Genomic DNA, 23,384 nt, shown 5'->3' on the forward strand with positions numbered 1-23,384 from the left:
ATTATTCGTCCCATGTTCCTTCTTCCACTTTATAATCTTCCGTGTTGCCGTTGGCGTTTATGTCTTTGGGTGCATCGGTAAAGGTCAGGAGGGTGGTAATGGTTTTCTCCTTATTGAATAAGAGTACGATGACTTCCGAGCCTTTTACACTTTCGGTATATGTAGGTTTTACGGTAATTTTTCCTTCCGATAAAGTCAGTTCCAAATTGCCTTTCGAAACAAATGCCCTGACTTGCGTGTCGGCATCGGCTCCGGTTATGGTATAAGACAGGGTTACTCCATCTTCATCGAGCGGGATGTTTTCGGTCTGGCTGAAACTGATGCCAAACGCTTTGGCTTTCGGAAGGTTGATGATGGTGCCGTCGCTCAATACTAAAATGACCTTTTCACTGTCTTGCGTGACACTTTGGAAGAACGAGTCGCCATCACTTCCCGGGGTACCCGGCATGCCGTCTGCGCCATCTTCTCCGTCTTTACCTACAGCCTGTACCGGATTGCCTGTGCTATCGGTTATTTGCGTATAGGTGTTTCCTCCGTCGTAGCTCACCGTCCAAAAGCCTTCATCGTCTATGCTTAAAAGTGGAGTGACACCAGACGCTCCGGTTACGGGCAGCTTGTTGCCCGCTTCATCGGTCAGCCAGTCAACGGTTTCGCCTTTGGTCAAGGTCCAATAATACACACCGTTTTCTTGAGCAATGCCGACAATGGGAGCATCTTTTCCATCGGCACCATCACTGCCGGGAGTCCCAGGCACACCGGTTGAGCCGTCGGTTCCATCCGTTCCGTCCTTGCCTACAGCCTGCACCGGATTGCCTGCGCCATCGGTTATCTGCGCATACGTCTTTCCTCCGTCGTAGCTCACCGTCCAGTACCCCTTGTCATCGATACTTAACAGCGGCGTGATGCCAGCCGTTCCGGTTACGGGAAGTTTGTTGCCGGCATTATCGGTCAGCCAATCAGTCTTTCCACCGGCAGTCAATGTCCAATAAACGGTGCCGTTTTCTTCGGCGGTTCCGATAACGGGAGCGTCTGCCCCGTCTTTTCCGTTACGGAGCGAAACGGAAGTGCCATCAGTAAAGTGAAGGATATAGCCGTCCGCACTTTCTTCCACGTCAGCAATGCCGATTTGCTGGTCCAGCGAACGGATAATGTCTTGTAGGGAAACGATGTCCTCGTTCATGCGGTTCACTTGCCCTTCGAGAGCCGTGATGCGGTCTTTCAAGTCGTTTACGTCAGCTTTCAATGCGCTGTCGTCATACTCACATGCCGTGATGCACAAAGCTATCAGCGGCATAAGCAGCCATGCCTTGGGTTTCATAGATTATAAAGGATGCCTGCAAGTCCTCCGAAGTCGGCGATAAGGATAAACAAAAAGAAAGGCGTGAGGACTTGTCCGCATTCATCAAGATAGAGCATCGCCAAACGCTTCATAAGAAATGAATGAAAGAAACAATACTCACGCCGTTACGCTATGCGACAAGATACAACATGGGCTCTATCCTCTACATATACAAACAGAATGAGCGTCATATTGTCTTCATCCTTCTTATGGTTGAAATTGGCGATTTCTATCTTAGGATAAAGCAAAAACGCTTTCTATATGTCTGTCCGGTCTTTTCGCAGACCATGACACTGCAAAGATAACGTTTTTGTTCAATATGACGCTCTGTTTGTTGAGTATTATTTCTCCAAAAGTAAATATTTTTTGCTGTGTGGGCAAATTTAACAGATATATGGCACGCAGATGGCACTGATTTAATAGTTTCTCACAGGTTCCTTCAGTTGTAAATTATCTGTGTTCGTCTGTTATATCAGTGTTATCTGCGTGCCATTTTATATTTCGGGCACACCCTCTTATGAAATGATTTTATTTGCGTGTAAGCCTGAATCAAAATAGCGTTGGATTCAGTATTGTGTTTATTTGCAAAATGCGCAGTTCTTTCATTTATTCAGCTCCAATGTAGATTCCCCTTTGCGTTCCGCCCGCAATAATTTGCGTTCCGTGCGGCGGTCTACGGTTTCCTCGAATGTTGTTCCTTGGCGGAGGTCTTTAAAGGCGTCGCTGGGTGTCCAGTGAACCCGCAGCTCTTTGATGTGTTCGTCCGGACGGAAAGCCTCCATGCTTTCTGCGCCTTCGCAATCCAGTGTGACATAAAATTCGCCAAGCTGGTCCAATTCTACGCGATAGCCTTCTTTCAGCAGGTTTGCCGTAGCTTCTGCTAACATGTCGGCTATGGCGAGGAAATCGCCTACGCTATATGCGCAACCATGTTGTTTTATGTACTTTGCCACCTCTTCCAGCGACATTTTCTTTATACTCTGCGCCGAAGCGAAAGCCCGTTTCGGAAGTTCCGGATTACCCGGTTTGCCACGCATTACTAAGCTGTATTTTATCATAATCAGTTTGATTTAATGTTCAACGTATCTGTCTCTCCGCAAGGGACATATCTGCGATGCTTGCACGATTAGTAATCGTATGGCTGTACAATTATTAATCGTCTGTTTGTACGATTACTAATCGTACCGGCAATGCAGCTATATTGACTATGCGGTGCAGCTATGTGCCTGCCGTTTCCCTGTTGCTTGCGTCAACCGTCGTAAAGATATAAAAAAACCGGTACTCCATGTAGAGTATCGGTTTTTTATGTAGTACGCTCGGCATGAGCATTGTCTAACGGGTGTAAGTCCCGAGTGAGCCCTAATAGCGGGAATCACATAGCCCAAGGCAAGGGTGTCCATCGCGAGGTGGAATCTGAAGGAAGCCGGCGGCAAACATCTGGTCTAACGAACAGAAACTTCATACAAGGCATTTGACCGTGGGTAAGGTTTCTACACAAACCAAAGCCCGATAGCTATTCGGAACGGTCGGTGTAAATGAAGTAGGCATAAGATGGAAAGACAATGCCCTTATCCGAGGAGGTCTCACGGACGCATGGCGAAGACGTACCCATTCGATGTGCCCTGACGGAGTAAAGCTTGCCGTGAGAAGTCAGCAGAGGTTATAGTACCTAAGACACGTGTGTCTATGGGGAAGGACCGAATCGCGCAGTGCAATAGTAAATGACTGCTACCCTTGAGACTCTTTTGTAGTCAGATGTCCGAAAGGAGCTTCCCTACTCACCACGATAGGACGGAATCCGACAATAGAGTAGGAGTGACGCTAGTCCGAGGGATGGCTGAAAACAACTTGCCACACATCGTGAGATGAGAAAGCGCGAAACCGCCGTATGCGGAACCGCTTGTACGGTGGTGTGGGAGGTCGGTAAATGTGAAAGTAGGAGGCAAATGCCTTTCTATGATTAGCATTTACCTCCTACCCGATCGCTCGGCATGAGCATTGTCTAACGGGTGTAAGTCCCGAGTGAGCCCTAATAGCGGGAATCACATAGCCCAAGGCAAGGGTGTCCATCGCGAGGTGGAATCTGAAGGAAGCCGGCGGCAAACATCTGGTCTAACGAACAGAAACTTCATACAAGGCATTTGACCGTGGGTAAGGTTTCTACACAAACCAAAGCCCGATAGCTATTCGGAACGGTCGGTGTAAATGAAGTAGGCATAAGATGGAAAGACAATGCCCTTATCCGAGGAGGTCTCACGGACGCATGGCGAAGACGTACCCATTCGATGTGCCCTGACGGAGTAAAGCTTGCCGTGAGAAGTCAGCAGAGGTTATAGTACCTAAGACACGTGTGTCTATGGGGAAGGACCGAATCGCGCAGTGCAATAGTAAATGACTGCTACCCTTGAGACTCTTTTGTAGTCAGATGTCCGAAAGGAGCTTCCCTACTCACCACGATAGGACGGAATCCGACAATAGAGTAGGAGTGACGCTAGTCCGAGGGATGGCTGAAAACAACTTGCCACACATCGTGAGATGAGAAAGCGCGAAACCGCCGTATGCGGAACCGCTTGTACGGTGGTGTGGGAGGTCGGTAAATGTGAAAGTAGGAGGCAAATGCCTTTCTATGATTAGCATTTACCTCCTACCCGATAGGAAACAATCGAATCCGAATTATAAGTTTGTACGTTTTTCCTGGATTCTGGCTTTCTTACCGGTAAGTTTGCGCAAGTAGTACAATTTAGCACGACGCACTTTACCAATCTTGTTGACAGTAATGCTGTCGATAGCCGGAGACTCCAAGGGGAAAATACGTTCTACACCTACTGTACCAGACATTTTACGTACGGTGAAGCGTTTCTTTTCGCCGTGTCCACAGATTTTGATAACTACACCACGATACATCTGAATACGTTCCTTGTTACCTTCGACGATACGGTATGCTACTGTAACCGTGTCACCTGCTTTGAATGAAGGATGCTGTTTGCCAGTAGCAAATGCTTCTTCTGCAATTTTAATTAAATCCATCTTGTTTTTTGAAATTAAATTGTTTATCGTACCCAACGCAACATACCAAGTAACTCTTCTTGACAGCGATTGCGCGGAAGCGGTGCAAAGTAAGTGATTTTTTGCGACATGGCAAAGCCTTTTCGCTTTATTTTGAAGGAAAATTTGGGCATCGTCGGCTTTTTTTCTAACTTTGACTGGAAATAAACAGACAATCAATATGAAAAAAAGATTATGTTATGGCATGTATGTGGTAGCCCTAGCTTTAACGGCATGTAGTTCAGGCTATTCGCTGGTGTCGGTAGAAGGAGAAAGGGTACCTGTGACAAAAGCATACGATGTGGAGCAAGATATGAAAGCGTGGCGTATGTTGCAGCCTTACCAGGAGGGTGTGGATAGCATCATGAAGCCGGTAATCGGCCATGCGGCACGGAAGTTGGAAGTTTACCGTCCCGAATCGCCTTTGTCGAATCTGTTAGCAGACGTGTTGCGTACGGCGGCGGAAGTTAAAACCGGTATGCCGGCAGATGTGGGCGTGATGAACATGGGAGGCATACGCAGTCTGCTGAATGAAGGGGAGGTAACGGTTGCATCGGTTTATGAAATCACTCCGTTCGAAAACCATTTGGTGGTAGTGACATTGAAAGGGAAAGACTTGCAGGAACTGTTCAGGCAGATGGCTGGGGTACATGGAGAAGGACTAAGTGGAGCAAGGCTTGTCATATCGGAATCGGGCAATCTGCTGAGTGCGAAAGTCGGTGGAAAGGACATTGACCCGGAAAAGGACTATCAGGTAGCTACCATTGACTATTTGGCCGAAGGGAATGATCACTTGTCAGCCTTTAAAGAAGCTGTGGGTAAGCTTGAACCGGAAAATGCTGTTTTGCGGGATTTGTTCATCGATTATGTGAAAAAGATGGAAGCTTTGGGCAAGTGTGTTGATGCGAAGGTGGAAGGGCGGATTGTTGAACAATAATACAGATTAAGCAATGAAAAAATTGTGTCTTATTTCTTTATGGGTATGTTTGCTTGTGGTTACAGCAGCAGCCCAGTCAACCAAGGAGATTTATTTATTTCATACCAATGACATGCATAGTCGTATTGAGCCTTTTCCTGAAAATTACCAGGATACCTTGCTGGCAGGGAAAGCCGGTATGGTGCGACGTGCTACTTTTATCAGCCAGCAGCGTGAAATCCATCCTGATTTGTTGCTTTTCGATTGTGGGGATTTCTCGCAAGGTACACCTTATTTTAATATATATAAGGGAGAAGTGGAAATCAGCATGATGAACGAGATGCGTTATGATGCTGGTACTATCGGGAACCATGAGTTCGATTTCGGTTTGGAGAATATGGCGCGTTTGTTCAGGTTGGCAGAGTTTCCCATTGTATGTGCCAATTATGATGTGACGGGTACTGTGCTGGAAGGTTTGGTGAAAGAGTATGTTGTGTTGCATCGGGATGGCATTAAGATTGGAGTGTTCGGGTTGGGCGCGCAACTGGAAGGTTTGGTGGCAAAAGCATCGTATGGTGATGTGAAGTTTGAGGATCCTGTCTCTGAAGCACAACGGATTGCTGACCTGCTGAAAATGCAGGAGAAGTGTGATTTGGTGATTTGTCTTTCTCATTTGGGTTGGAAAGGAGAGCCTTATTCGGATGTGGAACTGATAGAGAATACGTGCAATATCGATGTAGTATTGGGCGGACATTCGCATTCTTATTTTGAGAAACCTGAATATTATAAGAATCTGGATGGCGTGGAAGTGCCTTTGCAACAAATGGGAAAGCATGCCGCTTTTATAGGAAAAATGGTGTTGACTTTGCAAAAGAACTGAGATGAGAAAGGCGGTCGTTTTATATATATGCTTGTTGTTGTCTGTCTGGGTAGAGGCTCACACGATGCCTTCGGTATTGAGCCAGGTGAAAGATACGGCAGCGTGCCGCAGATGGGTAGAAAGCCGGTTGTCGGAGATGACATTGAAACAGAAAATCGGACAGCTGTTTATCCATACGGTAGATCCTGTTACAGCTCCGCGCAACAAAGCCCAGATACGGAAAGCGATTGAGGAATATGGATTAGGTGGATTGTTGTTTGCCAAGGGGCGGATAGACCAGCAGGTGCAATTGACTAACTTGGCACAGCAATGGAGCCGGATCCCTTTGCTGATTACTTTTGATGGTGAATGGGGATTGGCTATGCGTCTGAAAGATACGCCCGAATTTCCCAAAAACCGGATATTGGGATGTGTTCAGGATGATTCGTTGATTTATCGTTATGGGAGAGAGGTGGCACGTCAGTTGCGTGAAATAGGGGTGCAGGTTAATTTCGCTCCTGTGGCGGATGTGGATAATAATCCGGGAAATCCAGTCATCAATACCCGTTCTTTCGGGAGTAACCCCAAAGAAGTGGCACGGAAAGTTATTGCTTATGCACGCGGTTTGGAAGATGGAGGTGTGTTGGCTGTCTGCAAGCATTTTCCCGGACATGGTGATACGGATGTCGATTCGCATAAGGCATTGCCAGTGCTTCCTTTTGACCGTGCCCGTATGGATTCTATTGAGTTGTATCCATTTCGTAGGGCGATAGATGCGGGAGTAAGTGGTATGATGGTCGGGCATCTGCAAGTTCCTGAATTGGAGGAGAAGCCGGCTTCTATTTCTTCCGATATTATAACCACTATGTTGCAGGATGAGTTTCATTTCTCCGGACTAGTCTTTACCGATGCGCTCGAAATGCGAGGTATCCGTCAGGCGGACGATGTGTGTGCACAGGCACTTTTGGCCGGAAACGATTTGTTGTTGGCTCCACGTAATTTAAAGCGGGAAATGACTGGAGTAATGAATGCTATAAAGAAAGGCCTGCTTACCGAAGAGGTGATTACCGAGAAATGCCGGAAGGTACTTACCTTTAAATATGCATTGGGTCTAAGTCAGCGCCCGGTGGTGGATGAAAAAGATTTGAAGTCTCGTATACGCATTCCTGAAACAGACAGCTTGCTGCTGGCATTGGATAAAGCAGCTGTTACAGTACTGAAGGACTCGCTGGAAATGCTTCCGTTGGAATTGGCTTTGTCAGGTAATGTCTTGTTGAGCATTTCTCCTTCGATAGTCGATTCTTATCCTTTTTACAACGGATTGCAGGAATCGATAACAATCAATTGGGTACATGCACGTGTGGATTCGTTGCAGTCCATTCGTAAGCGGCTTCGCACGGCACAGCAGGTTATCGTGGCATTGCATCAGAAAGATTATGAATCTTATGTGCCGTTTCTTCAGGAATTGGCAGCCGATAAACCACTGGTGGTCGTTTCTTTTGTTCCTCAGGAGGATTTGAAGACTATGCTTCCTGTCTTGCAGCATGCTTCGGCCGTTGTTCAGGCACATGTCGGAACAGAAGCAGTTCAACGTTATGTAGCAAAGGTCATGACAGGCAGAGACAAGGTGACAGGACGTTTGTCGGTAGGTATTCCCGGCTGGTGTCAAGCAGGTGTAGGCATAACAATAGACCCTGATTGCCCCTATTTGTATACACCTGAAGATTTTGGTATGGATTCGCGTATATTGGCACGTATTGATACAATAGCCCAGGAAGGGATTGATGCGCAGGCTTATCCCGGATGTCATGTGCTGATATTGAAGGATGGATATCCTGTCTATAATAAATGCTTCGGAACATTTACCTACGATGGTTCGCGCAAGGTGAAAGAAAATGATTTATATGATTTGGCTTCTTTGAGTAAAGTGACCGGTACATTGTTGGCTGTAATGAAATTGTATGACGAAGGTAAATTCGGGTTGACCGATCGGGTGAGCCAGTATTTGCCAATGTTGGAAGATACACGGAAATCGCGTATTACTGTCCAGGATTTGTTGTTTCACGAATCTGGTTTGCCTGCTTACTGGGCTTTCTATAAGGAAGCTATTGATTCGAAGTCATGTAAAGGAGGTTTGTTTCGTAAAAAGTATGACCGGTATCACACGTTGCAAGTAGATGAAAACCTGTATGCCTGTACCGGGTTCGTTTATAAAAAAGAATGGGTTTCTTCTGTACGCACAGGGAAGTATGTGTTGCCTTTGTCCGACAGCTTGTATTTGAATGCTGATTTTCGGAAAGAGATAAACCGGCAATTGGCAGATATACCTTTGAAAAGACATTCTTACCGGTATAGTTGTTTGAACTTTATGTTGCTGAAAGAGTTAGTGGAATCTGTTGCAGGCGTTGCATTGGATGTGTATTTGGATAGTGTATTCTATAAGCCGATGGGTTTGGTGCATACGGCATACAATCCTTTGCATCGGTTTGATAAATCGCAGATTGTGCCTACTGCGGCTGAAGACTTTTTGCGTAGAACAGAACTGCAAGGGTATGTAAATGATGAGATTGCAGCTTTCATGGGAGGAGTTTCAGGTAATGCCGGACTTTTTTCGACGGCACATGATGTAGGAGCTGTCTTTCAAATGCTGTTGGATCGGGGAGTGTATGGAGGGCATCGTTACCTGAGTAGGGCTACATGCGACTTATTCATTACCTTACAGTCGGAAGAGAGCAGGAGAGGACTGGGGTTCGACAAGCCTGATACCGGGCATCCAGAGCATAGCCCGTGTGCGGCTGAAGCTCCGCAAGGGGTTTTTGGGCATACAGGCTTTACTGGTACTTGTGCTTGGGCAGATCCGGAAAACGATTTGGTCTTTGTTTTCTTGAGCAACCGCACTTATCCGCGTGCATTCAATCATAAGAATCTGACTAAGCTGAATATACGTACACGTATGCAACAAGCAATGTATCAGTCTATAAAGCGGTGATTCTATTTAGACTATGTACAAATTAATCAAATATTGCTATGTAGACGTTACAACTTCACATAAAAAAGTTACCTTTGCATTATCAAATTAGTACTAATAATAACTTTTAACTTTTACAACAATGGCTTACGTAATTAGTGACGATTGTATCGCTTGCGGTACTTGTATCGATGAATGCCCGGTTGGCGCAATCTCTGAAGGTGACAAATATTCTATCAACCCGGATATGTGTACAGAATGCGGTACTTGCGCAGATGTATGTCCTTCTGAAGCAATCCACCAAGGATAATCGATAAATCGTCGGTTTTAAAATTTATAGAGGATGTTCTCTTTTTGGAGTGCATCCTCTTTTGTAGTACGCTCGGCATGAGCATTGTCTAACGGGTGTAAGTCCCGAGTGAGCCCTAATAGCGGGAATCACATAGCCCAAGGCAAGGGTGTCCATCGCGAGGTGGAATCTGAAGGAAGCCGGCGGCAAACATCTGGTCTAACGAACAGAAACTTCATACAAGGCATTTGACCGTGGGTAAGGTTTCTACACAAACCAAAGCCCGATAGCTATTCGGAACGGTCGGTGTAAATGAAGTAGGCATAAGATGGAAAGACAATGCCCTTATCCGAGGAGGTCTCACGGACGCATGGCGAAGACGTACCCATTCGATGTGCCCTGACGGAGTAAAGCTTGCCGTGAGAAGTCAGCAGAGGTTATAGTACCTAAGACACGTGTGTCTATGGGGAAGGACCGAATCGCGCAGTGCAATAGTAAATGACTGCTACCCTTGAGACTCTTTTGTAGTCAGATGTCCGAAAGGAGCTTCCCTACTCACCACGATAGGACGGAATCCGACAATAGAGTAGGAGTGACGCTAGTCCGAGGGATGGCTGAAAACAACTTGCCACACATCGTGAGATGAGAAAGCGCGAAACCGCCGTATGCGGAACCGCTTGTACGGTGGTGTGGGAGGTCGGTAAATGTGAAAGTAGGAGGCAAATGCCTTTCTATGATTAGCATTTACCTCCTACCCGATTTTGGGTCAGGCTTCAAACATCCGGCTTCTCGATAATAGACATGAGCCTATGATACCTGCCTGGCTTTTCAGTTTTGACAAAATGATTTCTGAATCGCGGCTCATCAGGCTAAGTGTGTATTTTCGTACGGTGGTAATGATGGGCTGTAACAGAAATTCGCCTGCATTCGACATTTCCCCTCCAATGATAACTGTATCAGGATTGAAAATATTGATAAGGTTACCGATATGCACCCCCAGTTGTTGTCCGATTTCTTCTACCAGTTCAATGGCAAGTAAGTCTTCTTTGCCTATGGCATTGAATATATCATCCAAGGTAATGTCTTCGATGGACTTTTCAGACAGGACAATCGAAGTCTCGCCTGCTTTCAGGTGTTCGATGAATTTGCGGTAGAGAGCCGAACAGGAATTTTCAGTTTCCAGGCATCCCTTTTTGCCGCAATGGCAGATAATCTGGTTGTCATACCCATAGGTGTGGCCGAATTCGCCCGAGAACCCAGACTTGCCTTTGTATAATTTCCCGTCTATCAGAATACCCATGCCCAGTCCCCAGTCTATATTGATAAAAAGAGCATTGCGCGAACCTTTTAGAGCTCCTTTGATATATTCGCCATACAACATGGCGCGGCTATCGTTCTCGATAGAAACTTCGATGTGTATACGTTCTGTCAATATTTCTGCTAAAGGGCGTTCGCCGAAGTTGAAGAAACTGTGACTGTATCCCAGTTCTGGATTCACCCGTCCGCACAGAGCTACATTGATGTGTATAATCCGCTCTTTACTGATGCTGAGTCCATCAATAAAGGTTTCAATGTGTCGGCAGATTTTGTCAATGCATGCCATTGTGTCTTGCCGTTCGATATGGATACCCATTTGTAGTTTCAGTAAATCACCTTTGAAGTTGATGAGACCGATATGCAGGCTGTTCCACGTTATGGATACGCCGATAAAATAGGCCGAATCAGGGTTTAGTCCATAAAGAATTGGATGTCTTCCACCGCTCGTTTCCAATTTCCCATATTCATCAATGTAGCCTTGTTCATGCATTTCGTCTATTACTTTTGTTACAGTAGGAATGCTTAAGTCCATGTCTTTGGCTAGGTCGGTAATGGTCGAATTTTCATTATATATTAAATAGGTAATGATATGCTTTTTCATAATAGCACTTTTCGAACCTTTTTGGATGTCTGCTAATAGCTGTTCTTTCATAAGCGGTGTTTTTAAAAATGGAAATCCGGTTAATTAAAAATTTAAAAAACAATCGATAATTACTTTGTATAATGATTGTTTTATTCATAATTCCCAATATCTTTGCAGTGGTTTAACATGCAAAGTGGATTCTTGTTACAAATATATTAATTAAATCTGGAAAAACTATGAGAGTTATTATCGAATCAGATTATCGGTCTCTTTCTGAATGGGCTGCCAACTATGTGGCAAAACGGATAAACGAGTTCCAGCCATCTTCCGAACGTCCTTTTGTATTGGGCTTGCCTACGGGCTCTTCCCCATTGGGCATGTATAAGGCGCTGATTGAACTGAACCGAGAGGGAAAGGTGTCTTTCCGCAATGTGGTGACTTTCAATATGGATGAATACGTGGGTCTTCCCGAATCGCATCCGGAAAGCTACCATTCGTTTATGTTCAACAACTTTTTCAACCATATTGACATTCCGAAGGAAAACATCCATATCCTGAACGGGAACGCTTCCGACTTGGAGGTTGAGTGCGGGAATTATGAAAAGCAGATTGCTTCGTATGGGGGCATCGACCTGTTTGTGGGCGGCATCGGTCCTGACGGCCACATCGCGTTCAACGAGCCGGGTTCTTCCCTGACTTCGCGTACCCGTGTGAAGACGCTGACCACCGATACGATTGTGGCAAATTCGCGTTTCTTCGATAACGATGTGGACAAGGTCCCCAAGACTGCGCTGACCGTAGGGGTGGGCACGGTAATGGACGCCAAAGAGGTACTGATCCTTTGCAACGGGCACAATAAGGCGCGTGCCTTGCATCATGCCGTTGAAGGAAGCGTAACGCAGATGTGGACCATCAGTGCCTTGCAGATGCACCGCCACGGCATCATCGTATGCGATGAGGCGGCTACGGACGAACTGAAAGTGGGCACATACCGCTATTTCAAGGACATCGAGCGCAACAACCTGTAATCCATTGTTAATTGTTAATTATTAATTATAAATTATAGCCATGAGAACCAATTTGAGTTCGCAGATATCCCTTAACAGGGTGTCTACCCGATATTACAAGCCGGAGAATACGATTGACCGCTCCGTGCTGACCCGTTTTGAAAAAATCCCTACCAACATCTATGAAACAGTAGACGAAGGCGTGAAGTGCATTGCCGATGAGGTTATCCGCAAGATACAGGAACGCCAGCATGACGGCAAGTTCTGTACATTGGCTTTGGGCACGGGGGCTTCGCTCCGTCCGCTTTACGCCGAACTGGTGCGCCGCCATAAGGAAGAAGGCGTCAGCTTCCGTAATGCGGTGATATTTAATCTGTATGAATACTATCCTTTATCAGAGCAGGGGAGCAGCAGCATCGGCCAGCTGAATGAGCTTTTCCTGAACCAGGTGGACATCGACCGGCAGAACGTGTTTACTCCGGACGGCACGATTCCGCAGGATGCGGTCATAGACCATTGCCTGCTGTATGAACAGCGCATCAAGACCTACGGCGGACTGGACATCGTCCTGATGGGCATCGGCAGGGAAGGGAATGTCGCCATGAACGAGCCCGGCTCTACGGCGGCTTCCATTACGCGCCTGATATTTGTGGACAGTACTTCCCGTTCGGAAGCGGCGCATAATCTGGGCGTGGACAACCTGCCTCCTTGTTCCATTACGATGGGCATCAATACGATTATGGAAGCCCGCCGTGTGTATCTGCTTGCCTGGGGTGATGACAAGACCGATATTATCAAGCAGGCGGTAGAGGATAAGATTTCGGATACGCTTCCCGCTTCTTACCTCCAGATGCACCAGAATGCGACCGTCTGCATCGACTTGCCCGCTGCTTCACACCTGACGCGCATCCAGCGCCCGTGGCTGGTGACTAGCTGCGAATGGAACGACAAGCTGATCCGGAGTGCCATCGTATGGCTTTGCCTTTTGACCGGAAAACCGATTCTGAAGCTGACCAACAAGGATTATAACGAGAACGGCTTGAGCGAGCTGCTGGTGCTTTACGGCTCTGCCTATAATGTGAACATCAAGATATTCAACGACCTTCAGCATACCATCACCGGCTGGCCCGGCGGCAAGCCCAATGCGGATGACACCTACCGTCCGGAGCGTGCCAAGCCGTTCCCCAAGCGTGTGGTCGTCTTCTCTCCGCATCCCGATGACGATGTGATATCCATGGGCGGTACCATCCGCCGTCTGGTGCAGCAGGGTCACGACGTGCATGTGGCATACGAGACTTCGGGCAATATTGCCGTAGGCGATGAGGAGGTGGTACGCTTCATGCACTTCATCAACGGTTTCAACCAGCTTTTTGATGAGAATCAGAACGAGACCATCCGCAAGATGTATGCCGACATCAAGCAGTTCCTGCTTCAGAAGAAGGAAGGCGACATCGACACGCGTGACATCCTGACCATAAAGGGGTTGATACGTAGGGGAGAGGCACGCACGGCATGCACGTATAACCGCATCCCGCTGGACCATGTGCATTTCCTCGACCTTCCTTTCTACGAGACGGGGCGCATCGAGAAGAACCCCATTAGCGAGACGGATGTGCAAATCGTCCAGAAGCTGTTGCAGGAGGTGCAGCCTCACCAGATTTATGTAGCCGGCGACCTTGCCGACCCCCATGGCACGCACCGTGTCTGCACCGATGCCGTACTGGCAGCTATTGACGAGGAAAAGAATGCCGGTGCCGCATGGTTGAAGGATTGCCGCATCTGGATGTACCGCGGGGCATGGGCGGAATGGGAAATCGAGAACATCGAGATGGCTGTGCCGTTCAGTCCCGAAGAGCTTCGTGCGAAACGGAATTCCATCCTGAAGCACCAGTCTCAGATGGAGAGTGCCCCGTTCCTGGGCAATGACGAGCGCCTCTTCTGGCAACGCAGCGAAGACCGCAACCGTGGCACAGCTTCGCTTTACGACAAATTGGGGCTTGCCTGCTACGAGGCGATGGAGGCTTTTGTAGAGTATAAGCCGTTGTAACGAAACAATAAGAGAAGAAATCGGGACGCAAGGATACCGTAAATAGAAATGAATGTCCTTTAGCCAATATATACCCCTGAAAAATGAATATATACTGCATTCGCGGTTGAATATATACTGCATCCGCCTACGAATATATCTTCATCGGCAAACGCAGTACTACTGCGTTTGCAACTCAAACGGATTGGCTAATTACGGACATTTATTAAATAGAAAAGTGTCCTTGTACCCGATTTTTTTATTCCACAAACTCTGAATGTCTTATCCGTTTTTCCCAGAAAAACAGTACCTTTGCATGCAAATATAAATAGTTTCATAAAGCGATATGGAAAAGGAAAGTTTGATTAAAAGGTATTTGGTTTTTATTTTAGGTCTGTATTTCTTGGCAATGGGAATCGTATTGATTGTGCATTCGGCATTAGGAACCACCCCCATTTCCAGTACCAATTACGTGTTGAGTCTGAATACTCCGCTTACCTTGGGAACATGGACATTTATCACCAATATGCTGATGGTACTGATTCAGCTTTGGCTTATCCGGGGTAGGTACGGTACGCGCAAAGATGTGGTAGAAATCTTGCTTCAGATACCCTTGTCGTTCGTATTTTCTGCATTTATTGATTTGAACATGTGGCTTACTTCAGAGTTGCATACTACGGGTTACCTGATGTCAATAGGAGTTTTGTTGACGGGATGTCTGGTTCAGTCGGTAGGTGTGGTGTTCGAAATCAAGCCTAAGGTAGCGATGATGAGTGCTGAAGGAACAGTGAAATATCTTTCTCGCCGTTTGCATAAGGAATTCGGTAATGTAAAGGTTGGTTTCGATGTAACGTTGGTTCTGATAGCCGTGCTTCTTTCGTTAGGTTTTACTCGAAGTATTGAAGGAGTACGTGAAGGCTCGGTTGTAGCAGCACTTATTACTGGTTATATTGTGAATTTCTTGAATCATAAAATCATGACCCGCAAGATGCTTTACCGGCTGATGCCAGTACGTATTTTGCATAAATAAACAGCTGAGTGTTGGAGGTGTGTCTGTTTGTCTTGACACACCTTTTGGGGGCAGAACAGTATCAATACAGTTTCTTTATCAGGTCGCTTCTCCCTATCCGTTTCAGTTCGGCAATGATTTTGCGCCGTTCTTCAGGCTTATACCAGAAGAAGAACATACGTTGCGCCAACTTTTCTTTCTGTGTTTTTGCCGAGAAAACGGGTTCCAGTGTGTATGGATGCACACCTGTGTACCAGGCTTCTGTTGCGACAGTCATGGGAGTAGGTGTAAAGTCTTGTACCTGTTCTAAATGAAAGTCCAGCTTTTTAGTGATGACGGCAAGTTCGGCCATGTCCTCTTCTGTACATCCGGGATGACTGCTGATGAAATAGGGAATAATCTGTTGGCGCAGGTTCAATTCACGGTTCAGGCGGTCGAAGATTCGTTTGAATTCATAGAATTGTTCGAACGGAGGTTTGCGCATGATGTCCAATACCCGTGGGCTTGTATGTTCAGGAGCTACTTTCAGCCGTCCGCTTACATGACGTACGATGAGTTCGCGCGTATACTGTGCTGCACTCCGATTTACTTCAGGGTCTTTGCTTTGATGTAATAACAGGTCGTAGCGCACTCCGCTTCCGATGAAACTCTTTTTGATGCCGGGCAAGGCATCCACGCTGTGATAGATGTCCAGTAGCGGGCGATGGTCGGTATTCAGGTTCGGACAAATTTTCGGGTGCACACACGAAGGGCGTTTGCACTTGTGACACAACTTTTCATCTTTGCCATGCATGGCATACATGTTGGCAGATGGTCCGCCCAAATCGCTTAGGTAACCTTTGAAGTCGGGCATTTCTGTAATTGCTTTTACTTCTTTCAGAATGCTTTCCTTGCTTCGGCTCACGATGAATTTTCCTTGGTGTGCCGATATGGTACAGAATGCGCAGCCTCCGAAACATCCCCGGTGGATATTGACCGAGAATTTAATCATATCGTATGCAGGGATGCGCTTGCCTTTGTATTTCGGATGAGGCAAGCGTGTATAAGGAAGGTCGAACGAATAGTCCAGTTCTTTTTGGCTCATGGGTGGATAAGGTGGATTTACGACTACTACCTTATCGCCTGTTTCCTGCCAAATACGCAATGCTTCATATTTGTTCGATTCTTCTTCGATGTGGCGGAAGTTCTGCGCCTGTTTACGTTTGTCGGCAAGGCATTCTTCATGCGAGAAGAGGTGCAGGTCTGTTTCTTCTGCTGCAAAACTTTTCCGGTCGGCCAGATAAGCCGTTTGTGGAATGTCGGTGGGTAGTGGCGTGCCGCATGTTTTCATGCGCCGGCACAGTTCGGTTATGGGCTTTTCGCCCATGCCGTATATCAGCAGATTGGCACCTGAAGTTATCAGGATAGAAGGGCATACTTTATCTTGCCAATAGTCGTAATGCGTCAGGCGGCGCAGGGATGCTTCGATACCTCCCAGCACGACGGGTACATCCGGATACAGTTCTTTCAGGATGCGTGTATATACTATGCTCGGATATTCCGGCCGCATGTCGTGTCTTCCGTCGGGGGTATAGGCATCTTCGCTCCGCAACCGTTTGTTGGCAGTATATTTGTTTACCATGCTGTCCATACTTCCGGCGCTTATACCGAAGAACAGGCGTGGGCGCCCCAGCTTTTTGAAGTCACGCAGGTCGTCACGCCAGTTAGGTTGGGGCACAATGGCTACTTTCAGTCCCTCTGCTTCCAGAATACGCCCGATGACGGCAGCACCGAACGAAGGATGGTCGATATACGCGTCTCCGCTGAATAAGATGACATCCAGTTCGTTCCAGCCTCTCAGTTCCACTTCTTTTTTTGTCGTAGGTAGCCAGTCTGTCAGTTGATAGGTTTTGTTTGTCATTGGGAGATTTCAGGGTTTGAGGTTTTCATCATAAGGAGGACACAGAAAGACTCTCTTTTTGTTTATCTGTTTATCTCCGTGCCCTCCGTGTGAATGTAGAAATTCAAAACAGTTTCTCAGTTCAGAGGTTCGTTCAGCAGTTCGGGGCTAAGGCTGCCTTCCTGCTCACGTTGCCATTTGATGTACAGCTGGATAAGCTGATACAGGCCAAATGCTTTCATGTTGTTGTGATAAATCACATCAATGCACAGGTCGAGCAGGTCTTTGCAATTACCTTCAGAAGAAACGATGAGCGAACGCACGTTCAGTTTCAGTTTGTCCAGAACCGATTCGTCTACAATGCCGTTGCTGTCTATCAGGTGTTGGAACAAGGCATATTTTTCAATGGTTTTCAGGTGTTCTTCTGATATTTCCATAGTCCGTGTGCCGGACGGGTTTGCTTGAATTGTAAACATGATATTTGTCGTTTTTGAGGTTAATGTAAAGCAAAGATAACCGTTTTTTCTTATTCTGTGTATTCTTGAGCGGATTTTTTCACATATACATGGTGAGGCGTACGTCTCCTGATGCCGATAAGACGTGTTTTTCACCTGTTTACCCCCAATCAGCACGTAGAATATTTTAATGAATTCCGCATCTTGCCAATTAACTTGTAGGGAAGGGTTTGCCTGCCCGAATACATCCACGCAGGCGCATACGGGCGGGCGGACACCGTCCCTACATTGGCTCATTGCGGTATTCATATTGTAATTTACTCTTTACTATTTTGATATTATACCATGCGCGGTATGAATTTGTGCATTTTCTTGAACATTTCGCACCGCTTTTGTAGAGACGATGTGCACATCGTCTCTGCTACGTGGCATATACAAAATGCACATTTTCATACCGCGCAAAGGACCAAAAAATCACCCAAAGCACACACGGAAACGGATACATCAAGCCAAGAAAAACTTTTTGGAGAAATTCAAAACAGCTTCTTCTATGTTGTAATCCAAATATCCAGAGAATTTTTTTATTTTATTAAAGGTTTTCATTAGCTTTGTAATCAAGGAGTTGAAGAGGACGCAAGCTCTGCTGAGGAGCAACTTGCCAGCAATAGACTCCCTGCGTTACGCCGTAACATTGTTGAGGGATGGGACATCGGTCCTGTCCCTTTGTGTTACGGATATCGCTACATGGCTAAGAAAACCTGCCGTTTTCCTTGCCGGAACTTATTATATGGACAACCTTCTATCAGTGAACCGGGAAGTTCCCGGTCACATGTTCCTTTTCAGTCCTATTAAAGTAAAATGCCGCATTCTAAAGAAAGCAGACCTGATGGCTGCAAGAAACTGTCAGCGGTCATTCATATAGTTGTTGTCCATCGTGTCATTCAACTGTCTCATTCTTATATCTCCTTTTATATTTCAAGACATAAAAGATCCGGTTCAACAGTTTTCGGGCTATCCGCACAATGGCCTTGTTAGGCTCCATCCGCCGTGTCAGCTTTGAAAAAGCCATGTTCAAGGCCGGGTCAATCCGGGCTGCGAACCATGCGCATTCTATCAGTTTGCTTCTTAACTGCATTTGCCCCCGGAAGGTCATCTCCCCCTTATTGTCTTTCTCACCCGTGGAGTGGGAAGTGGGGACAAGGCCGATATACCCCGCAAGCCTGTCCGAATTGGCGAAACGCCGTATATCTTCCAGTTCGGCGAGTAAAGACAAAGCCGTTATCATGCCTATGCCCGGGACGGAACGTAGCAGTTCGTAGTCGGTGGCATATCCGTCTGAACGGGAAAGCGCCCTCAGCTTCCGTGTCGCTTCCAGAAGAAGCCTGCGCTGTGACTCTACGGAATCCAGCAAAAGGGAAAGACCGGCACCCCCTTCCTCCGTATCCATGCGGATGCCGTTACGCAGCCAGTTCATGAAAGCGCGTGACCAGTGGGTGCCGCTGTGCTGGAATTCTTTAGGATAGTCAATCCCATAATAATACAGGAATGCCTTGACGCGCTGTTTCATTCTTGCCAGGTCACGGACAAGGGCGTCACGGCTGCGCAAAAGGGTACGGACCTCCAATGTCTCCCTGCAAGGGACATGGATGGCTGTCAGTTCATTGTTACGCAGAGACCTGGCTATTTTCCTGCTGTCCACTGCATCCGTCTTCTGAAGACGTTCCTTCTGGCTGGTGGAGACATCCGCCGGATTAACCACTATATTCTGTATTCCCATTTCAACCAATTTATAATGCGCCCAAAAGCCACTGAAACCCGCTTCATAGGCTGACAGATAATTCCCGTTGGGAAAATGCGCGTGAAGATAAGAGGACAGGGCTTCCGGACTCGGGGGCTGAACGAATGTCTTGTGGTGGAGATGCCCGCTCAGAATACTTACTGTCCAACTCTTCAGATGCACATCAATTCCTACGTAAATATTTTGTCCTTCAAAATTTAATGTGTTACTTTGTTTACGCATAAAGTCATAGGTTTTATTAAGTTATTTCTTTCATTTACAAATTTAATAATTCTCTTGGCTTTATGCTATTTTGCTAGCACATTACAAACATAGGAACTAAGAATACAACAGAAGATGTGCAAACCGGTGATTTGCAGCTTCGCAGGTATCAATGAAAAACAATAATAACATAAAAATTAGCAAAAGATGAAAAAGAATATATTGAAAATCACGTTTGCAGCCGCTTTGGCTGTAGTCGCAGGTGTAACGGCTTATCAGGCGCAGAATAAAGAAATGATGTCAGACTTGGCTCTTGCCAATGTGGAAGCGTTGGCAAGGGATGAAAATACAGGAGGGGATCATGGAAATGAAGAGACCTTTAAAAAAGGTTATATGGCTTCTACATACAAACTGTATATACCTGAATTCCATATGTATACGGAAATGCCCTGTTGTAAATATACTGCGAATAAATATAGTGCTTGTTCTGCGATGGATGTTTGTCCTTAATAGTATAGGAGATTTTGTGAAGAATATTTATATCGAACGCATGATTCGGCTGTAGGATTATGCGTTCTGTGATATTAATTTCAATATGAGAGTAAACAAGATGAAGTATGTGTATGTGATTTTAGTATTTTTGCTTTGTGGATGTTCCCGTTCTTTCCGTTCGGACAGTGAATCATGCAAGGTTTCGGTCGATGTGGATTTTTCGGTTGTGGAAGAATGTCTTTCATTGGCTGATATTGTGTCGGCTAAGCAGATTATTCCTTTGTCTCTTCCCAAGGGCGAGGTGATAGGCAGGCCGGTTCAGGTCTGTACATCCGACAGCTGCCTGTTCGTTTACGACCAGCTTCAGCAGGCTATTTACCGTTTTACGAAAGACGGTACTTTTCTTAATAAGATTCATCGGCAAGGGCAAGGTCCCGGCGAATATACTACGGTTACCCGTCTGATGGTCGGCAGTCATCCCGAAGCCTTGTATGTATATGATAAGGTGGCGGGGAAAATTCATGTATATACTTTTGCCGGTGATTTTCTTCGTACGATTACGACTGAATATATGGCTAATCATATAACGTTGTTGCCCGACGGCAGTTTCCTTTGTTTTACACCGGATTTCATTTATAATGGTCCGTGCGGCCTTTGGCGGATGTCTGCTGATGGTAAAAGATGCTGTTGGAATATAAGGAAAAGTATCCGGTAGTCTCTGCCTATTGGAACCGGTTTTATACCATATCTTCTCAAACGGTTGGCATTGCGTGTCCGGCTACTGACCGGTATCTGCATTACGATTGCAAGGCGGATTCAGTGAGTATGGAATTGCAAATCAATTCCCGGCAGCATACTACTTTCCAGTTCGTAGCAGTTCAGTCCTCGCTCAGTCCCTTGCAGCCAGGACTGCAGTCCTACCCTATATAGGACTGTAGTCCTATTCCGCTGGGACAGCAGTCCTGACTGTAAGGGACTTTTCATGCAGTCGGCTTCTGCGGACGAACAAAGGAAGTAATCCATGAATTGATACTTCATCCGTCTACGGATATATACTTCATTGGCAGATGCAGTACTACTTCAGACAATCTTTCCGCCGTTGAGGATAATCTGCATAATTTAGATGCGTTTGCTCTGAAAAAGAAGATAAGTAGTTTTGTCTTTTGAATGGTATTTTATAATTTTGCGCGTGAATAATTTTTTTATAAAATAGCCAATTAAATATGAAATACGCTCTAGTAACAGGTGGCTCAAGAGGGATAGGACGGGCGGTTTGTCTGACACTGTCGCAAATGGGTATACCGGTTCTGATTAATTATCAGTCTAATGATACAGCAGCCCGTGAGGTTTTAGATACGGTTGTTTCCCGTGGTGGAAGCGCAGAGTTACTGAAGTTTGATGTCGGAAACGAGCAGGAAGTCTCTGCGGCTTTGGATGCATGGGAACAAAACCATCCGGATGATTATATAGCATACCTTATTAATAATGCAGGCATACGGCGGGATAACCTGATGTTTATGATGCCTGAACAGGACTGGCATGATGTCATCAATACTTCGCTGAACGGTTTTTATTACGTGACACGGAAATTGTTGCCTAAAATGCTGATGAGAAAACACGGAGGGCATATTGTCAACATGGCTTCTCTGTCGGGACTGAAAGGTATGCCTGGACAGACAAATTACAGTGCAGCAAAAGCGGCGTTGATAGGTGCGACCAAAGCTTTGGCACAAGAAGTTGCCAGTCGGAATGTGACGGTTAATGCCGTTGCTCCTGGGTTCATCGAAAGCGATATGACCAAAGATTTGCCTGTTGAAGACCTGAAGAAGATGGTTCCGATGAATCGTTTCGGCAAGCCGGAAGAAGTGGCAGCATTGGTCGGATTCTTGTGCTCGGATGCAGCCGGTTATATTACAGGCGAGGTGATTTCGATAAACGGTGGTTTGTATACTTAGTGCATAGGGCTTATGAATAAGAGAGTAGTAGTTACCGGTATCGGTGCATGGACGTGCATCGGTACAGATATAGATACTATCAAGTGTTCTTTGTATGAAGGAAAATCGGGTATAGGTATTGATAAAGCCCGTATCGCTTATGGATTCAGGTCGCCTCTGACGGGAATCGTAGAAAAGCCCCAATTGAAAGGATTGCTTGACCGCCGTCAGCGGGCTTGCCTGTCGGAAGAAGCCGAATATGCATATATGGCAGCCCGTGAGGCTTTCCGGATGGCAGGTGTAGACAGCTCTTATTTGGCAGGCAATGAGGTGGGCTGTATTTTCGGAAACGATTCTACAGCAGAGGCCGTCATCAAAGGTTATCAGATTATGGCGGAAAAACACGACTCCGAACTGGTCGGTTCCGGGTCTATTTTCCAGTCGATGAATTCTACGGTCAATATGAATTTGTGCTCTATCTTTGGCTTGCGTGGCATCAACTTTACGGTAAGTGCCGCTTGTGCTAGCGGCAGTCATTCGATAGGTCTGGGCTATATGCTGATTAAGCAGGGATTGCAGGACATGATTCTGTGCGGTGGAGCACAGGAAGTCAATATGTACGGAATGTCCTCGTTCGATGCTATCCGTACTTTTTCGATGCGGACAGATGAGCCGGACAAGGCTTCCCGCCCTTTCGACCGTGACCGTGACGGTTTGATACCAAGTGGTGGTGCAGCGGCTCTTGTACTTGAAGAGTATGAACATGCCAAGGCGCGGGGGGCAGAGATTTTATGTGAAGTATGCGGCTATGGCTTTTCCAGCAATGGTGGAGGTATCTCTCAGCCTAGTGATGAAGGGTCGGCACTTGCCATGATGCGGGCAATGAAGGATGCTGCGATTGAGGCAGACGATGTAGATTACATCAATGCCCATGCAACCTCTACACCGCGTGGTGACATGGTAGAGGCGATGGCTTTATCCCGTCTGTTCGACAAGAAACATGCATGGATATCCAGTACGAAGTCGATGACCGGGCATGAATGCTGGATGGCAGGTGCAAGCGAGCTGGTTTATTCGATTGTCATGATGCAGAATAATTTTGTGGCTCCTAACATTAATTTCATGAATCCGGACGAATATTCGGAGAAGTTGCATTTGGCTACAAAGACTATAGATATGGAGTTGGATGTTATATTAAGCAATTCTTTTGGCTTTGGAGGAACAAATTCGGCATTGGTTATTAAGAAGTTAAACAAATAAATATTTT

At 46.3% G+C, this 23,384-nt stretch carries 18 protein-coding genes; 11 read left to right on the forward strand and 7 right to left on the reverse strand.

The genetic code is table 11. The features are described 5' to 3' along the window. Position 1 precedes the first annotated feature (1 nt). From B5G04_RS07940 to rplS, 3 genes are all read right to left on the reverse strand, one after another. Positions 2-1,318 (reverse strand): PL29 family lyase N-terminal domain-containing protein, encoded by a 1,317-nt coding sequence (locus B5G04_RS07940; RefSeq protein WP_087396622.1) that lies wholly within the window; start codon positions 1,316-1,318, stop codon positions 2-4. A 623-nt stretch (positions 1,319-1,941) separates the two neighbouring features. Continuing rightward, positions 1,942-2,397 carry a hypothetical protein gene (locus tag B5G04_RS07950; RefSeq protein WP_087396627.1) on the reverse strand — a complete coding sequence of 152 codons (456 nt, stop codon included), beginning with the start codon at positions 2,395-2,397 and terminating at the stop codon, positions 1,942-1,944. Positions 2,398-4,012: 1,615 nt separating this feature from the next. Next, on the reverse strand, positions 4,013-4,366 hold the full coding sequence (gene rplS / locus B5G04_RS07960) for a 50S ribosomal protein L19 (RefSeq protein ID WP_022040246.1): 354 nt from the start codon (positions 4,364-4,366) through the stop codon (positions 4,013-4,015). Between the two features lie 199 nt (positions 4,367-4,565). On the opposite strand from rplS, the gene B5G04_RS07965 reads away from it, so the two are divergent. From B5G04_RS07965 to B5G04_RS07980, 4 genes are all read left to right on the forward strand, one after another. After that, positions 4,566-5,321 (forward strand): 5'-nucleotidase, encoded by a 756-nt coding sequence (locus tag B5G04_RS07965; RefSeq protein WP_087249448.1) that lies wholly within the window; start codon positions 4,566-4,568, stop codon positions 5,319-5,321. 13 nt (positions 5,322-5,334) lie between these two features. After that, complete coding sequence (locus B5G04_RS07970; RefSeq protein ID WP_087396629.1) at positions 5,335-6,180, forward strand: metallophosphatase; 846 nt, start codon at positions 5,335-5,337, stop codon at positions 6,178-6,180. Between the two features lies 1 nt (position 6,181). Then, complete coding sequence (locus tag B5G04_RS07975; RefSeq protein ID WP_087396631.1) at positions 6,182-9,148, forward strand: glycoside hydrolase family 3 N-terminal domain-containing protein; 2,967 nt, start codon at positions 6,182-6,184, stop codon at positions 9,146-9,148. Between the two features lie 121 nt (positions 9,149-9,269). After that, the gene (locus B5G04_RS07980) at positions 9,270-9,437 is read left to right on the forward strand and encodes a 4Fe-4S binding protein (protein WP_013618916.1); all 168 of its coding nucleotides are present in this window, start codon (positions 9,270-9,272) and stop codon (positions 9,435-9,437) included. Positions 9,438-10,182: 745 nt separating this feature from the next. On the opposite strand, the gene B5G04_RS07985 is transcribed toward B5G04_RS07980, so the two are convergent. Further along, positions 10,183-11,385: an ROK family transcriptional regulator gene (locus tag B5G04_RS07985; protein WP_022040241.1), complete on the reverse strand. Its 1,203-nt coding sequence runs from the start codon at positions 11,383-11,385 to the stop codon at positions 10,183-10,185. A gap of 167 nt (positions 11,386-11,552) precedes the next feature. On the opposite strand from B5G04_RS07985, the gene nagB reads away from it, so the two are divergent. The 3 genes from nagB to B5G04_RS08000 all read left to right on the forward strand — a co-directional run bounded on the left by nagB (position 11,553) and on the right by B5G04_RS08000 (position 15,379). Then, positions 11,553-12,344, forward strand: coding sequence for a glucosamine-6-phosphate deaminase (nagB, locus tag B5G04_RS07990; protein ID WP_087396632.1), 792 nt, complete (start codon positions 11,553-11,555; stop codon positions 12,342-12,344). A 40-nt stretch (positions 12,345-12,384) separates the two neighbouring features. Next, positions 12,385-14,370 (forward strand): glucosamine-6-phosphate deaminase, encoded by a 1,986-nt coding sequence (locus B5G04_RS07995; protein WP_087396634.1) that lies wholly within the window; start codon positions 12,385-12,387, stop codon positions 14,368-14,370. Between the two features lie 325 nt (positions 14,371-14,695). Further along, positions 14,696-15,379, forward strand: a complete 684-nt coding sequence (locus tag B5G04_RS08000) for a DUF6198 family protein (RefSeq protein WP_087210190.1) — start codon at positions 14,696-14,698, stop codon at positions 15,377-15,379. 61 nt (positions 15,380-15,440) lie between these two features. Here B5G04_RS08000 and B5G04_RS08005 read toward each other — a convergent pair whose 3' ends face one another. From B5G04_RS08005 to B5G04_RS08015, 3 genes are all read right to left on the reverse strand, one after another. Beyond that, positions 15,441-17,258, reverse strand: coding sequence for a YgiQ family radical SAM protein (locus tag B5G04_RS08005; protein WP_087248198.1), 1,818 nt, complete (start codon positions 17,256-17,258; stop codon positions 15,441-15,443). Positions 17,259-17,374: 116 nt separating this feature from the next. Then, positions 17,375-17,713, reverse strand: coding sequence for a hypothetical protein (locus B5G04_RS08010; protein WP_022040324.1), 339 nt, complete (start codon positions 17,711-17,713; stop codon positions 17,375-17,377). A 916-nt stretch (positions 17,714-18,629) separates the two neighbouring features. Continuing rightward, complete coding sequence (locus B5G04_RS08015) at positions 18,630-19,712, reverse strand: IS110 family transposase (protein ID WP_087396607.1); 1,083 nt, start codon at positions 19,710-19,712, stop codon at positions 18,630-18,632. A gap of 186 nt (positions 19,713-19,898) precedes the next feature. Here B5G04_RS08015 and B5G04_RS08020 point away from each other — a divergent pair, with 186 nt between their 5' ends. The 4 genes from B5G04_RS08020 (at position 19,899) to B5G04_RS08040 (ending at position 23,377) form a co-directional block, all read left to right on the forward strand. After that, positions 19,899-20,201: an NVEALA domain-containing protein gene (locus tag B5G04_RS08020; RefSeq protein WP_087248196.1), complete on the forward strand. Its 303-nt coding sequence runs from the start codon at positions 19,899-19,901 to the stop codon at positions 20,199-20,201. Between the two features lie 85 nt (positions 20,202-20,286). Next, positions 20,287-20,898: a 6-bladed beta-propeller gene (locus B5G04_RS08025; protein WP_087248194.1), complete on the forward strand. Its 612-nt coding sequence runs from the start codon at positions 20,287-20,289 to the stop codon at positions 20,896-20,898. 508 nt (positions 20,899-21,406) lie between these two features. Continuing rightward, positions 21,407-22,138, forward strand: a complete 732-nt coding sequence (gene fabG, locus B5G04_RS08035; RefSeq protein ID WP_022040322.1) for a 3-oxoacyl-ACP reductase FabG — start codon at positions 21,407-21,409, stop codon at positions 22,136-22,138. Positions 22,139-22,150: 12 nt separating this feature from the next. Further along, positions 22,151-23,377: a beta-ketoacyl-[acyl-carrier-protein] synthase family protein gene (locus tag B5G04_RS08040; protein ID WP_022040321.1), complete on the forward strand. Its 1,227-nt coding sequence runs from the start codon at positions 22,151-22,153 to the stop codon at positions 23,375-23,377. The last annotated feature ends 7 nt before the right edge of the window (positions 23,378-23,384 follow it).

The sequence above is a fragment of the Bacteroides sp. An51A genome (assembly GCF_002161565.1).
Taxonomy (GTDB): Bacteria; Bacteroidota; Bacteroidia; order Bacteroidales; family Bacteroidaceae; genus Phocaeicola; species Phocaeicola intestinalis.